At 65.8% G+C, this 13469-nt stretch carries 15 protein-coding genes and 1 tRNA gene; 9 read left to right on the top strand and 7 right to left on the bottom strand.

Annotated elements, in window-relative coordinates:
• Nucleotides 1-183: 183 nt before the first annotated feature.
• Genes AC0L3C_RS29980 through AC0L3C_RS29970 form a run of 3 tightly spaced genes read right to left on the bottom strand, consistent with a single transcriptional unit; the run spans nt 184 to nt 3260 of the window.
• The gene (locus tag AC0L3C_RS29980) at nt 184-1002 is read right to left on the bottom strand and encodes an enoyl-CoA hydratase/isomerase family protein (protein WP_473409731.1); all 819 of its coding nucleotides are present in this window, start codon (nt 1000-1002) and stop codon (nt 184-186) included.
• A 15-nt stretch (nt 1003-1017) separates the two neighbouring features.
• Nucleotides 1018-2178: an acyl-CoA dehydrogenase family protein gene (locus AC0L3C_RS29975; protein ID WP_473409730.1), complete on the bottom strand. Its 1161-nt coding sequence runs from the start codon at nt 2176-2178 to the stop codon at nt 1018-1020.
• 17 nt (nt 2179-2195) lie between these two features.
• Nucleotides 2196-3260, bottom strand: a complete 1065-nt coding sequence (locus AC0L3C_RS29970) for an acyl-CoA dehydrogenase family protein (RefSeq protein ID WP_473266019.1) — start codon at nt 3258-3260, stop codon at nt 2196-2198.
• A 249-nt stretch (nt 3261-3509) separates the two neighbouring features.
• Here AC0L3C_RS29970 and AC0L3C_RS29965 point away from each other — a divergent pair, with 249 nt between their 5' ends.
• On the top strand, nt 3510-4295 hold the full coding sequence (locus AC0L3C_RS29965; RefSeq protein ID WP_473266021.1) for an SDR family NAD(P)-dependent oxidoreductase: 786 nt from the start codon (nt 3510-3512) through the stop codon (nt 4293-4295).
• 269 nt (nt 4296-4564) lie between these two features.
• On the opposite strand, the gene AC0L3C_RS29960 is transcribed toward AC0L3C_RS29965, so the two are convergent.
• Together AC0L3C_RS29960 and AC0L3C_RS29955 are read right to left on the bottom strand one after the other, a co-directional pair.
• On the bottom strand, nt 4565-4837 hold the full coding sequence (locus tag AC0L3C_RS29960; RefSeq protein ID WP_196236584.1) for a GlsB/YeaQ/YmgE family stress response membrane protein: 273 nt from the start codon (nt 4835-4837) through the stop codon (nt 4565-4567).
• A gap of 32 nt (nt 4838-4869) precedes the next feature.
• Nucleotides 4870-5451 (bottom strand): YidB family protein, encoded by a 582-nt coding sequence (locus tag AC0L3C_RS29955; protein WP_473266025.1) that lies wholly within the window; start codon nt 5449-5451, stop codon nt 4870-4872.
• A 157-nt stretch (nt 5452-5608) separates the two neighbouring features.
• On the opposite strand from AC0L3C_RS29955, the gene AC0L3C_RS29950 reads away from it, so the two are divergent.
• Both AC0L3C_RS29950 and AC0L3C_RS29945 read left to right on the top strand, forming a co-directional pair.
• Nucleotides 5609-6610 (top strand): 2-dehydropantoate 2-reductase, encoded by a 1002-nt coding sequence (locus AC0L3C_RS29950; RefSeq protein WP_473409729.1) that lies wholly within the window; start codon nt 5609-5611, stop codon nt 6608-6610.
• 36 nt (nt 6611-6646) lie between these two features.
• The gene (locus AC0L3C_RS29945; RefSeq protein WP_473266062.1) at nt 6647-6862 is read left to right on the top strand and encodes a hypothetical protein; all 216 of its coding nucleotides are present in this window, start codon (nt 6647-6649) and stop codon (nt 6860-6862) included.
• 165 nt (nt 6863-7027) lie between these two features.
• On the opposite strand, the gene AC0L3C_RS29940 is transcribed toward AC0L3C_RS29945, so the two are convergent.
• Nucleotides 7028-7660, bottom strand: coding sequence for a hypothetical protein (locus tag AC0L3C_RS29940; protein WP_473266030.1), 633 nt, complete (start codon nt 7658-7660; stop codon nt 7028-7030).
• Nucleotides 7661-7868: 208 nt separating this feature from the next.
• Between AC0L3C_RS29940 and AC0L3C_RS29935 the strand changes: the two genes are divergently transcribed.
• From AC0L3C_RS29935 to AC0L3C_RS29910, 6 genes are all read left to right on the top strand, one after another.
• Nucleotides 7869-9386, top strand: coding sequence for an AMP-binding protein (locus tag AC0L3C_RS29935; protein ID WP_473266033.1), 1518 nt, complete (start codon nt 7869-7871; stop codon nt 9384-9386).
• Between the two features lie 26 nt (nt 9387-9412).
• A complete protein-coding gene (locus tag AC0L3C_RS29930; protein ID WP_007604635.1) occupies nt 9413-10051 on the top strand; it encodes an RraA family protein in 639 nt (212 codons plus the stop codon).
• A gap of 29 nt (nt 10052-10080) precedes the next feature.
• The gene (locus AC0L3C_RS29925) at nt 10081-10452 is read left to right on the top strand and encodes a cupin domain-containing protein (protein WP_473266035.1); all 372 of its coding nucleotides are present in this window, start codon (nt 10081-10083) and stop codon (nt 10450-10452) included.
• Between the two features lie 48 nt (nt 10453-10500).
• Nucleotides 10501-11457 (top strand): tripartite tricarboxylate transporter substrate-binding protein, encoded by a 957-nt coding sequence (locus AC0L3C_RS29920; protein ID WP_106941608.1) that lies wholly within the window; start codon nt 10501-10503, stop codon nt 11455-11457.
• A gap of 98 nt (nt 11458-11555) precedes the next feature.
• Nucleotides 11556-11632 (top strand) — tRNA-Arg (locus AC0L3C_RS29915).
• Between the two features lie 125 nt (nt 11633-11757).
• Nucleotides 11758-12897 carry an amidohydrolase/deacetylase family metallohydrolase gene (locus tag AC0L3C_RS29910; RefSeq protein ID WP_473409728.1) on the top strand — a complete coding sequence of 380 codons (1140 nt, stop codon included), beginning with the start codon at nt 11758-11760 and terminating at the stop codon, nt 12895-12897.
• Between the two features lie 7 nt (nt 12898-12904).
• Here AC0L3C_RS29910 and AC0L3C_RS29905 read toward each other — a convergent pair whose 3' ends face one another.
• A complete protein-coding gene (locus AC0L3C_RS29905; RefSeq protein WP_473266041.1) occupies nt 12905-13450 on the bottom strand; it encodes a TlpA family protein disulfide reductase in 546 nt (181 codons plus the stop codon).
• Nucleotides 13451-13469 lie beyond the last annotated feature (19 nt).

Here is a 13469-nt window from a genome sequence, read left to right as displayed (position 1 = left end):
CTGGACAAGCGAGCGGAGCGAGCGCTGATCCAGGACCCATTACCACAGGGAGTTGTTTGGCGAAGACTCGTGGTTACCAGCTTCGCGCCACAACTTCTCCCTGGTGTAATGGGTCCTGGCTTTCGCCAGGACGACGATGGAGCATGTGGCAAGGCGGCGGCGAAGCGACGCGTAGAGCGGTGGCTACCGCCCCCTGAAATTCGCCACGCGCCGTTCTTCCGTGGCCTTCACGCCTTCCTTGAAGTCTTCCGTGGCACGCAGGCGCGTCTGCTCCTCGAGCTCGTGATTGGTGGCCGCCATCACGCGGTCGGCGAGCCCAGCGCGCATCGTCGCGCGGGTGGAGACGAGGCCGAGCGGGGAGCATTCGGCGATTTCGCCGGCGAGCTTCAGTGCGGCCGCCTTGACCTGGTCCTGCGGCACCACCGCGTTGGCGAGGCCCCATTTGAAGGCCTCTTCGCCGGTGACGCGGCGGCTGGTGTAGAACATCAGCTCGGCGTTGTTCTTGCCGATCAGCTCGGGCAGCGTCACGGTCAGGCCGAAGCCGGGATGGAAGCCGAGCTTCGTAAAGTTCGCGGAGAAGCGCGCTTCGGGGCAGGTGACCCGGAAGTCCGCCGATACCGCGAGGCCCAATCCGCCACCGATGGCGGCGCCCTGCACGGCCGCGACGATCGGCTTCTTGGCGCGGAAGATGCGCACGGCCTGGATGTAGAGGTGGTTGATCGCCCCGAGGCTGTCGGCCGGATCGCCCTTGGCCGTCTTATCTGCTTCGCGCGCCTCTTGCGCCTGCCGTGCCGGGTCCTGGAAATTGGCGCCGGCGCAAAACGCCTTGCCCTGCGCCGACAGCACCGAGGCGCGAATCTCGATGTCGCGATCGAACTCGTCGAGCGCGTCCGCGATCTGGTTGATCAGCGAAATGTCGAAGAAGTTGAGCGGCGGGCGGCGGATTTCGATGGTGCCGACGTGACCAACTTTCTCGACGCCGATATCTTTGTAAGTGCTCATGATGTCCTCGAATAATTAGCGCAAACCAAGCCCGCGGGCGATGATGCCGCGCAGCACCTCAGTGGTGCCGCCCTGGATGGTGAGTTTCGGCGCGGTTTTGATGGCGAAATCGAGCTGCCGCTCCAGCGTCTCGCGGTTGGTCGCGGTCTCCTCGACGAAGGCGGCGAGATCGCGCACGCGGTGCGGAAGCTGCTGCTCCCACACCGTGCCGATGTCCTTTACGATAGAGGCTTCGACGACCGGCTCCTTGCCGGCCTGCAGCATGCCCGCGACCGAGACCGACATGCGACGCATGGTGTGGAGCTGCGCCACCAGCCGGCCGATCCCTTCGGCGCTGCGCGTGTCCGGATTGGGACCAACGGCGCGAACCAGCTCGGTCAGCACGTAATAGGTCTCCAGGAAGCGCTCGGGGCCCGAACGCTCATAAGCGAGCTCGCTGGTCGCCTGCTTCCAGGCGCCGTCGACTTCGCCGAGCACATGATCGTCGGGCACGTAGAAATCGGTGAAGACGACCTCGTTGAACTCGTACTGGCCGGTGATCTGGCCGATCGGGTTCACCTGGATGCCCGGCTGCTTCATCTTGACCAGGAACTGGGTCAGGCCGTGACGCCGGTTTTCCTTGGTCGGCTGCGAGGTCCGGAAGATCGCGATCATGTAGTCGGCGATGTGCGCCGACGAGGTCCAGATCTTGGTGCCGTTGATGAGATAGCCGCCGTCGGTCTTGGTCGCGCGCGTCTTCGCGGCGAACAGGTCCGAGCCGGAGTTCGGCTCGCTCATGCCGATCGCGAAGCAGATCTCGCCGCGGCAGATGCGCGGCAGGATGTCCATCTTGATGTGCTCCGGGGCATACTTGATCAGAACCGGCCCGCTCTGGCGGTCGGCGACGAAGAACCGCCGCGTCGGCGCGTTGGCGACGCGCATCTCCTCCGTCACCACGTAACGTTCGAGGAACGAGCGTTCCTGGCCGCCATATTTCTTCGGCCATGTCATGCCGAGCCAACCCTTGGCGCCGACCCGGCGGGAAAATTCCGGCGCGTCGGTGTCTTCGCGGTTGGGCTTGTGCGGATCGAAGGTGCCGGCGGCGATCTCTTCTGCGAGGAACGCGCGCACTTCCTTGCGCAATTGCTCGCATTTTTCGGGCAGGCGGATCGGATCGAAACGGAGGGCAGCAGTCATTGTTGTCTCGTCCCTGATCAGCGCGAAGCCACGAGCGGCCACAATTCGTCGGCGCCGCGGTTGGCAATGAGTTTGCCGAGCTCGACGGCCCAGTGGCTTTCTGAACCGAAATCGTCGCGCCAGGCCAATGCCCGCAGCGAATAGCGGTGCAGGATGTGCTCCAGTGTGAAGCCGATCGCGCCATGGACCTGATGCGCAATGGCGCCGCCCTTTTCCGCGGCTTCCGCGCAGCGGATTTTTGCCGAGGCGGCTTCGAGGTAGACCGCGTCGTCGAACGACTTTGCATTGGCGATGGCGTCCGCGGCCGAGGTCGCCGCGGCAAGCGCAGCAGCCGACTCGCCGGCGAGGCGCGCGAGGTTGTGCTGCACCGCCTGGAATTTGGAGATCTTCTTCTCGAAGGCGACGCGCTCGTTGGAATAGCGCACGGAGATGTCGAGCATCGATTCCAGCGCGCCCGCGATCTGAAGGCTGCGCGCGACGCCGCCCATCAGCATCATTGTGGTCTGGTCAAAGCCGCTCGGGGCGGGCTTGATGGTGACGGGCTGGACCTTGTCGAGCGTGACGGTGTCGCTGTGGTCGTAGCCGACATTGAGTCCGGTCTCGATCCGACCCTTGCTCGCGTCGACCAGCGCGATCGAGGCGCCGTCCTTGCCGTGGGCCAGCACTGCGAAGTGCTTTGCCGCCTTTGCAAAGGGCACGCCTCGGGCGCGGCCAGAGAGCGCACCATCGGCATCGAGGGTGATACGATCCTTCGGCGACGCCGGCAGCACCGTCATCTCTCCCTCGGGGGATGCGATCTTCGCCTGCGCCAGCAGCCAGCCTGCCACCATGGTCTCGGCCAGGGGAACCGCGACCGCGAAACGGCCGGCGGCGTTCAGCAGCGCAAAGCCGTCGGCAAGGCTCGCGCCGGAGCCGCCGAGATCGTCCGGCACCCAGGCCAACGGGAGGCCGGCTTCGCTCAGCGCCTGCCACAGCGGCGCCTGCCATGAATCCTTTTTGTCATTGTTGACGGTCTGCGGATCGGCGAGATCGGCGAAGATTTTCTCCGCGGTCTCGACGACGATATTGTCACTCTCCGCCACAGCGTTCCCCGTGTTTTGCCATTGGCGCTTCCCGCCCCGTGGGCGAACGCGCAGGTTCTTCTTGCGCCCGATGATCCGAAAAAGCCATGGCCCTGACAAGCGCTGATCGCAGGTCAACCTGCAGCGCGGGCATGGACGCAAGGGACTATAGAAGGCTAATTCCGCTTAGCGGAAGTTTGCTCGATTTGCAGGGCGCGGCAAACTCGCTAAACAGAACGTCGATATTCAATCAAGGGGAAGGAAATCCGGATGGCAAAGGACAGTTTGTGCGCGATCGTGACGGGGTCCGCCTCCGGCCTGGGTGCCGCGACCGCGGAAATTCTCGCACGGAGTGGGGCGCGGCTCGTCATCAACTATTCCTCGAGCCAGAGGGAAGCCGAGGCGACCGCGGAGCTTTGCCGGAAGGCGGGCTCACCGGAAGTTCTGGTCGCGCAGGGCGACGTCTCGAAGGATGACGATTGCCGCAAGATCGTCGCCGCGGCCAGCGGCTGGGGCCGGCTCGACATGCTCGTCAACAATGCCGGCACCACCAAGCATGTCGCCCATGCCGATCTCGATGGATTGTCGGCGGAAGATTTCCAGCGCCTGTACGGCGTCAACACCATCGGCCCGTTCCAGATGGTGCGCGCAGCGCGCAGCCTGCTCGAGGCCGGCGCCAAGGCCTCGGGGCGACCGTCCGCCGTGGTCAACATCTCCTCGGTGGCCGGCATCAGCGGCGTCGGATCGTCGATTGCCTATGCGGCAAGCAAGGGCGCGCTCAACACCATGACGCTGTCGCTGTCGCGGGCGCTGGCACCGCTGATCCGCGTCAACACGGTATGCCCGGGCTATATCGACACACCCTGGTTCACCAAGGGCCGTGGCGAGGCGGGCGCCAAGCAGGTGCGCGACAGCGTCGTGGCCAAGGTGCCGCTGAAGGTCGCATCATCAGCGGAAGACATCGCGCAGCTTGTCTGCTTCCTGGCGATGCCGGCCTCCAGCAACATGACCGGCGAGGTCGTGCGCATGGATGCGGGGATGCATTTGGTGACGTGAGGGCGCGCGGCTAGCGCGGCAAACGCAATCGTGGGGGGGGGCGGGGGGGGGGCGCCCCCCCCCCGGGGGGTTGGGGCGCCCCCCCGTGTGTGGGGATCGCTGCTGACCACGCCCCCGGGCCCCCCGGGGGGGGGGGGGGGGGGGGGGGGGGGGGGGGGGGTGGGGGGGGGGGGGCGGGGGGGGCCCCCCCCCCCCCCCCCCCCGGCGGCCCCCCCCCCCCCCCCCCCCCCCACGCCGAATTGTGGATAGGCCGCGCCATCGATCGTAGGCTATCCCTTGATCACGCCGCTCGCTACCAGCCGGTGCCAGATGAACAGCACCACCACGGCGCCGATCGTGGCCATGATGAATCCCGCGCCCTGGTCGGGACTGTAGTGCCCGATGGCCTGGCCGATGAAGGTCGCGAGAAACGCGCCGGCGATGCCGAGGATGGTGGTGAGGATGAAGCCGCTCGGATTATTCGGTCCCGGCGCCAGCCAACGCGCGATGAGGCCGGCGACAAAGCCGACGACGATGATCCACAACAAGCCGCCCATGCTCATGACAGTGCTTCCTCGCTTTGACTAAATTAAAATCAGACTCTGCCCGCGATCTCTTGCTCGGTCGGCAGCCGTCCGTCCGGCGTCAGATGATCGACCACCTGCGGCAGATATTGGCTGAGGCCGGAGAGCAGTTCGTCACGCGACAGGCCGCTCTGGGCCGACAGGCTCTCGATCTGGTCGGCGCCGAGCGCATTGGCGAGATCGCCCGGTGCGATCGCCTTGTTCTCGCCCTTGCCGACCCAGGTATTGGCGGCGTCGCCATGGCCGCTCTGCTGGAGCTGGTTGAGGAGATCGCCGAGACCGCCGCTGAGCACGCTGCCGGCCGCGCCGCCCGCGAGCAGGCCGCCAAGGCCACCCTTCAACAGATCACCGAGGCCGCCGCCAGCGCCCGCATTCACCGACGGGGGGAGATGCGTCGGCGTCGGTGCCGGAGACGGCTGCGGCGCGCTGCCGCTCTGATTGCCGCTCAAATGCTTGAATGCCTTCCAGGCGAGCAGGCCAAGGAGCGCCATGGTCATGGGCGACATGCCACCGCTGGATGAGGATTGTGAACTCGGCGTGCTTGGCCCGCGCGGGCCGTTCTGCATGCCGTTGAGGACGTCGAGCAAACCCATGGCGTTCTCCTTTGGCGCTTTCTTGCCGGTAACAAGCCCCGTTCGAAAACATATGAGGCTGTCATGACGGTTACAAGGCGATTGCGCCGTAACTGCGGGAATGGGCAGCAGCCGCAGCCTCTGCTATCGAGAGCAGATCGTTAAGGGGGCAGCCAAGGTGGTTACGGATCGACCGATCGTGGTGGCCGGCGCGGGCGCCATCGGATGTTTCGTCGGCGGCACCCTGGCGGCTGCCGGCCGCCGCGTCGCGTTCCTGGTGCGGCCGCGGGTGAAGACCGAGATCGAGCGGTTCGGCCTGCTTCTGACCGATTTCGACGGCTCCAAGACGAAGCTCGACCCGGGCCGCCTCGCGCTGTCGGAAGATCCCGCGATCTTCCACAGCGCCGGCATCGTGCTGGTCACGGTGAAGAGCGCCGACACGGCAGGTGTCGCCGACCAGATCGCGCAGCATGCGCCGCAGGACGCCGTCATCGTGTCGCTGCAAAACGGCGTCGGCAATGTCGCGGTGTTGCGCGAGCGCCTCGGCGACCGCCGCGTGCTCGCCGGCATGGTGCCTTTCAACGTGGTCGGGATGGGCGAGGGCCGCTTCCACCGCTCGACCTCCGGCGACATTCATGTTGGCCAAGATGATGCGAACACGGCCGCAGCGCTGTCGGTGCCGGGGCTCGCCATGCGCGCAAGCCGCGACATCACCGGCGTACAATGGGGCAAGCTGATCATCAATTTGAACAACGCGCTCAGCGCCTTGTCCGATATGCCGCTCGCGGCGCAATTGGCGAACCGTGACTGGCGAAAACTCTTCGCCGATCAGATGGCGGAGGGACTGGCTGCGATGAGGGCCGCCGGCATCACCCCGGTCTCGACGACGCCGATCCCGTCGTCCTGGACGCCGACCTTGCTGAGACTGCCTGATCCGATTTTCAACCTGATCCTGGGACGGACCATGAAGATCGATCCCGAGGCGCGTTCCTCGATGTGGCAGGATCTGAAGCACGGCCGCAAGACCGAGATCGACTATCTCCAGGGCGCGATCATCGCGCTCGCCGAGCAGAACAGTGTCGACGTGCCGCTGTCGCGCCGCATTGTTGCGCTGATCAAGGAGGCTGAAGCCGCGGGCAAGGGCTCGCCGCGGCTGAGACCGCAGCAGATTCGCGGGTAACGCATGAGTGCACGCTGCGCGACGGGAGGAGCAATGATGAAGCTTCGTCTGACGATCGGATTCGCGCTGGCCGTGCTCTGCGCCGCGTCCTCGGTCGCGGAGGCCCGGCCGCCGACGGTCATGAACTCTCCCGGCTACGACAGGCGATTGCAGGAGAGCAGGTCGCAATTGGGCAGTTCACCGACGACAACGGCACCGGTGAATGCGCCGGTTGCAACTCCCAAGCGCGGCAAGAAGAAGCACACGAACTGAGGCCGCATCCTCAGCCGTCGTCCTGGCGAAAGCCAGGACCCATACCGCGGAATCTATCGATAGTGAACGGTCGGAGTACCGAACTACGAGTCTGCCGCCCAACTGCTTCCTGGGGTAATGGGTCCTGGCTTTCGCCAGGACGACGGCTGAGCTTGTGGGCGCAGCTCAGCCCTTCTTCGCGGGTTTGCTCGGCGTCGGGCTGAACAGCTTCTTGATGTCGTTCAATCCATCCGACAGCCGCGGCCATTCGCAGGAGAACGAGCCCTTGGTGCAGGGTGCGCCCTTCGGCCGCGGCCGCGCGTCGCCGATGGCGGCCTGCTGGACCTTGGGCCGCTCGACCGGCACCGGAACGCGCTCGACCTCGGTTCGCAACGCGACCCGCTGGAGCTGCTGCACCTGTTGTTCCTGCTGCTCGCGCTGCTGGCGCGCGGTGGCTCGAGCGGCTTCATTGCTGCGGCGCTGATTGGCGAGATAGGCAGTGTAGGATTCGTCGATCTTCTTCTGCTCCTCCGGCGTCGGATTGGGGCCGGCGATGTCGAAGGTGCGGTCCTGGAGGAAATCGTAATAGGAATAGCCGCCGCCCGCCTTGCGCCGGCCGGCGAATTTGGCGTTGCAGTCTGCAAGCGCAGCCGTCTTCTCGGATTTGGTCGTGGCTTTCTCGGCGGCGTCGGCGCAGGTCTCGAAGTCAACAGGCGCGCGCTTCCACCATTGTGCCTGGGCATGCGACGGCGCCAGCAGAAAAAATCCTGCTGCGGCAACCACAAGCGCCGCACGACGCGATGCAACTACGTCCGACATTCTACGAGAGCATTCCTTGCAAAACTCAACCCGAACTGAGTCGGACTGATTTTTGCCCCTTTATGGCCGGCTTGTCACCCATGGAACCCGGGAATTTCATGGCTGCGATGCTGACATTTTTTGCTTGACGTGGCGCAGGAGTCACAGCGTCACTTCATCCTGCGGTCGCCTCATTGGCGACGCCAAGAAAACGAAGTGGAAACGCCTGATGCTGCTGCCCCTGTCCGATGTGCCACGCTGGTACGCCGAGCGCAAACCGCAAGGCACGATCGCCGTCCGTCACGGGCAGGACACGCTGACATGGGACGCGCTCGAACGCGGCGCCAACCGGCGCGCGCGCGCGTTTATGGCCAAGGGCGTCAAGCCCGGCGACTTCGTCGCCATCGGTTTGCCCAATGGCAATGCGTTCTTCGAGACCTCGTTTGCGGTGTGGAAATGCGGAGCGACGCCGACCTCGCTGTCATGGCGGCTGCCACGCGGCGAAGCCGCGGCGGTGCTCAACATCCTGAAGCCGGCGCTGGTGGTCGGCGGCGAAGCCGACTGGAACGCGCCGAACCGTCTGCCCGCGGATTTCGTGCCGGAAGGGTTTTCGGACGATCCGCTCACCGCACCGGTGGCGCGCTATTGGAAAGCCATGACCAGCGGCGGATCGACCGGCCGCCCGAAGGTGATCCTCGATCACCAGCCGGCGGTGATCGACACGGTCGCCGCGCCGCCGCTCAATATTCCCTTTGGGGTCTCGCTGCTCAATCCCGGCCCGCTCTATCACAATGCGCCGTTCATCGTGTCGCACTACGCGCTGTTCACCGGTGGCCAGCTCACCGGCCTCGTCAAGTTCGACGCCGAGGAGGCGCTGCGCCAGATCGCGCGCGAACGCGTGCAATGGGTCAATTTCGTGCCGACCATGATGCACCGGATCTGGGCGCTGCCGGAGCACGTGCGCAACGCCTATGATGTGTCGAGCCTGCAGACCGTCTTCCACATGGCCGCTCCGATGCCACCCTGGCTGAAGGAGAACTGGATCGCCTGGCTTGGGCCTGAGCGGATCTGGGAGCTCTATGGCGGCACCGAGCGACAGGGCTCCTGCATCATCTCCGGCACGGAATGGCTGACGCACAAGGGCTCGGTCGGCAAGATTGGCGAAATGGCGCGCTTGCGCATCATCGGCGAGGACGGCAACGACGTTGCGCCGGGCGAGAGCGGTGAGATCTATTTCCTCAACAATGACGGCAAGGATGCCACCTATCACTATCTCGGTGCCGAGCCGAAGCGCCGCGCGGACGGCTGGGAATCGCTCGGCGATATCGGCAGGCTGGATGCGGAAGGCTATCTGTATCTCGGTGACCGCCTCGCCGACATGGTGCTGCGCGGCGGCGCCAACATCTATCCCGCCGAGGTCGAAGCTGCCGTCTCCGAGTGCCCCGGCGTGCGTTCTTGCGTGGTGGTGGGATTGCCCGATCCGGAATTGGGGCAGCGCGTGCACGCTATCATCGAGCCGCAGGGCGATGCGGACGGTCAGGCGATCGCCGACGGCATGGCGGGTTTTTTGAGGGACCGGCTCAGCCGCTACAAGCACCCCGAGAGCTTCGAGATCGTCACCGCCCCGCCGCGCGACGATTCCGGAAAAGTTCGCCGCACCCTGTTGCGCGACGAGCGCGCGGCGTGGATGAAGGAGGGGCGCGCCTTCCGGATTTGGCCGGCGAAGGCGCGGGCGCACGCCGATTAAGAGAATTCACGGGAAGGACTGAGATTATGACCATCACCATCGCCGCGAACGCTGTGCCGAAGCCGCCGGCCGAGATCATCGAGGGTTTTCGCGGCGCGCCGACCTCGGTCATTTCGGACAATCTCGGCCGGCTGCCGGGCGCAGTGGGGCTAAAACCCTATCATCGCGGCGCCAAGCTGGTGGGCACAGCCTTCACGGTCCGCACCCGTCCCGGCGATAATCTCGCCATCCACCGCGCGCTCGAGCTGGTGGGCCCCGGCGACGTCATCGTGGTCGATGGCGGCGGCGATGAGACCCGCGCGCTGGTCGGCGAGATCATGAAGAACATCGCGCAATGGCGCAAAGCCGAAGGCTATGTCATCGACGGCGCGATCCGCGACGTCGCGGCGTTCGCGGCCGATGACTTTCCCTGCTACGCCCGCGCCGTGATCCACCGCGGCCCTTACAAGAACGGCCCCGGCGAGATCAATGTGCCTGTTTCGATCGGCGGCAGCGTGATCTCGCCCGGCGACATCGTCGTCGGTGACGAGGACGGCGTTGTGTCGTTTGCCGCCGCAGGTGCTGCGGCGCTGCTGGACGCCGTGCGCGCCCAGGTCGCGCGCGAAGAGGAGACGCTGAAGGCGATCCGCGAGGGCCGTTATCAGGGCTCGTATGGGAAATCCTGATCAGCGAAAAAAAAGAAGGGGAGGATGGCGTGAGCCAGAAGGACGAATTCCACAATCTCGACGACGCCGGCGACGGATTGTTTCGCGAGCTCGCGGCAGGCGTGACCACGCGCATCTTCTCCGGCGAGCAGGCGATGCTGTCGGTGGTGACGCTGGCGCCGCATGCGCAAGGCACGCTGCACCATCATCCCGAGGAGCAATGGGGCGTGCTGCTCGACGGCTCCGCCATCCGCGTCCAGGGTGATGAGGAGATTGCCGTGAAGAAGGGCGACTTCTGGCGCACGCCGGGTAATGTGCCGCACACCATGCGCGCCGGCCCGGACGGAGCCCGCGTGCTGGACATCTTCAGTCCGCCACGGCCAGAATACAGAAAAGCGGGATCCGGTTTCGGGACCACTTAAAGCGCCAAGAGCAAAAGCCGGGCGCGAGAAAACAGGGGAGGGGATACCATGACGATCACACGACGGACGCTGCTCGCAGCGCCGGCTATTCTCGCGATGACGCCGGCGTTGGCGCAGGCTTCAAAGATCACGCTGGTGGTGCCGTTTCCGCCGGGCGGATCGACCGATGCGATGGCGCGGCTGCTCCAGAGCCATCTGCAAACCAAGCTCAACCGCATCGTCATTGTCGAGAACAAGTCGGGCGCCGCCGGCGCGCTCGGCGCGGCGCAGGTCGCCAAGAGCCCGCCTGATGGCTCGACGTTCCTGGTCACCTTCGATTCCCACGCGGTGATCCCCTCCATCCTCGACAAGCCGCCCGTCGATGTCGAGCGCGAGCTGATGCCGGTGTTGCTGGTCGGCACCGCGCCTTACGTGATCGCCGCCGGTGCGGGCCGTCCCTACAAGAGCTTCGCCGACGTGGTGGCGGCCTGCAAGGCGACGCCCGGCGCGGTGAAATATGCCTCCGTCGGCATCGGCACGCTCGGCCATCTCGCCATGACCGTGCTCGGCAACAAGGCCGGCGTCGAGATCATGCACGTGCCCTATCGCGGCGGCGGCCCCGCGATGAACGACGTGCTCGGCGGCCATGTCGACCTGATCGCGGGATCGGCGGCGCTGGTTGCAGCCCAGCTCGGCACCAACATGCTGCGTCCGATCCTGCAGCTCGGCCGCGAGCGGCTGCCCGGCCTGCCGGATACGCCGACCGCGATCGAGGCAGGCTTTCCGGATTTCGAGACGCTGGCCTGGTGGGGCATCTTCGCGCCGACGGGGACGCCGCCGGACATCGTCGCAGGCCTGGCGACCGCGTCCAAGGAGATCCTGAGCGAGCCCGCCACCGCCGCCCAGCTCAAGGAGACGCAGCAGATGACGCTGCTGCTCGAGGACGGTCCCGCCTTCAAGACCTTCTTCGACAAGCAGGTCGCCATTTGGGGCAAGGTGGTCAAGGACAACAATATCCGGGCATGAGATGGCCGGCAGCCCTCCGCATTGAGCAACGCGGAGGGCTTCCGATCCCGCCTCCGCTTTGATATGAAGCCCCCGGTAACCCGCTCTGCGGGTTCCGCGGTCCCGTAGCTCAGCCGGATAGAGCGACGGTTTCCTAAACCGTAGGTCGGAAGTTCGAGTCTTCCCGGGATCGCCAGATTTTCAGTGAGCAATCGTCGCGTTTGCTACGCTCGTCGGCGCAAAAATTGCTAGAAGCGCGAAGCTTCCTTCCTGGCCCGGGCTGACTCTCGCCCCGCCTCGCTGCCATATCCGGAGACGACAATGCCCTTCGACTTGATCCTGCGCGGCGGCCATGTGGTCGACCCGTCCCAGAAGCTCGATGCCGTGACGGATGTCGCCTTTGCCGGCGGCAAGGTCGCGGCGGTCGGCAGCGGGCTCAAGGCCGATCCGGGCACCGACGTGCGCGACGTGTCACGCTACATCGTGACCCCGGGGCTGATCGATCTCCACACCCACGTCTATTGGGGCGGCACGTCGCTTGGCATCGACGCCGAAGAGTTTTGCCGTCTCTCCGGCGTCACGACCGCGGTCGACACCGGCAGCGCGGGGCCGGGCAATTTCGCCGGATTTCGCAAGCATGTGATCGAGCCGAGCCAGGTCCGCATCCTCGCTTATCTTCACGTCTCGCACGCCGGCATCTTTGGCTTCTCGCACCGGATCATGGTCGGCGAGAGCGAGGAGCTGCGGCTGATGAATCCGATCGAGGCGGCCAAGGTGGCCGACGCCAACCGCGATCTCATCGTCGGCATCAAGGTGCGCGTGGGGCTGCACTCCTCGGGCACGTCGGGCGTCGTGCCGCTCGACATCGCGCTCGAGGTCGCGAATGCGGTCGGCATGCCCCTGATGGCGCATATCGATCATCCGCCGCCGAGCTACGAGGAGGTGCTGGCGCGCCTGCGCCCCGGCGACGTGCTCACCCACGCGTTCCGGCCCTTCCCCAACACGCCCGCGACCGCGCAGGGCACGGTGAAGCGGGCGGTGCTCGACGCGCGAGAGCGCGGCGTGCTGTTCGACATCGGCCACGGCAAGGGCTCGTTCGCGTTCAAGACCGCACGTGCCATGCTCGCCAACGGCTTCTATCCGGACACCATCTCGTCCGACATTCATCAGCTCTGCATCGACGGCCCGGCCTTCGACCAGGTGACGACCCTGTCGAAATTCCTGTGCATGGGCATGCCGCTGTCCGACGTCATCGCAACCTCCACTGTCAACGCCGCGATGGCGCTGCGGCGGCCCGAACTCGGCAGCCTCAAGCCGGGCAGCGCCGGCGATGCCACGCTGATCTCGATCAAGCAAGGCCAGTTCGACTATGAGGACGTGGTCGGCGAGCACCTGATCGGAGACCGCAAGATCGTCTCCGAAGGTGTCGTGATTGGCGGCCGCTGGTGGCATCCGAAATAGAGCGGCGCTAGCCCCGCTCGCGATAAAATTGCAGCAGCCGCGCGCCTGCCGGAGAAAGCCAGTCGGGCGCACCGGCGATGTAGCCCTCGACCTGACCGCTCGTTCCAACGAGATAGGTGATGGGCATGCCGACCAGGGAGAATATCGCGGTCGACGCTTCGGCCGCCGCGCCATAGGCGTCGACATAGCAAGCGAGGCTCTGCACGGCGAGGCCGCCGAGAAACGTGCGGATCTTGCGCAGGTCTTTCGTATCGGTGCAGATCGCGACAACGTCGAGCCGGTCCGGCCGCGATCCCGCGAGACTTGCGAGCGCGGGCAGGTCGAGCCGGCAGGCCGCGCACCAGGTCGCCCAGAAATTGACGAGGGTGATGCGGCCCGGCTTCGCGCTCAACGCGACGTCCTTCCCGCCAATGTCTTGAAGCCTGAGCGTTGGCATCGGCGCGCGCGGCCGCACCAGCGTGAACTGGCCGCGGCCGGCCTCGAACACCGGTGGCCAGCTTTCCTGCGCATGGGCCGCGCGCAAGGAGGCAAGAAGCGCCGGCACGGCCATCATGATCGATCGCCGCGACGGC

It is taken from the genome of Bradyrhizobium sp. WSM4872 (assembly GCF_055811715.1).
This window is presented reverse-complemented; position numbering and strand designations above follow the sequence as displayed.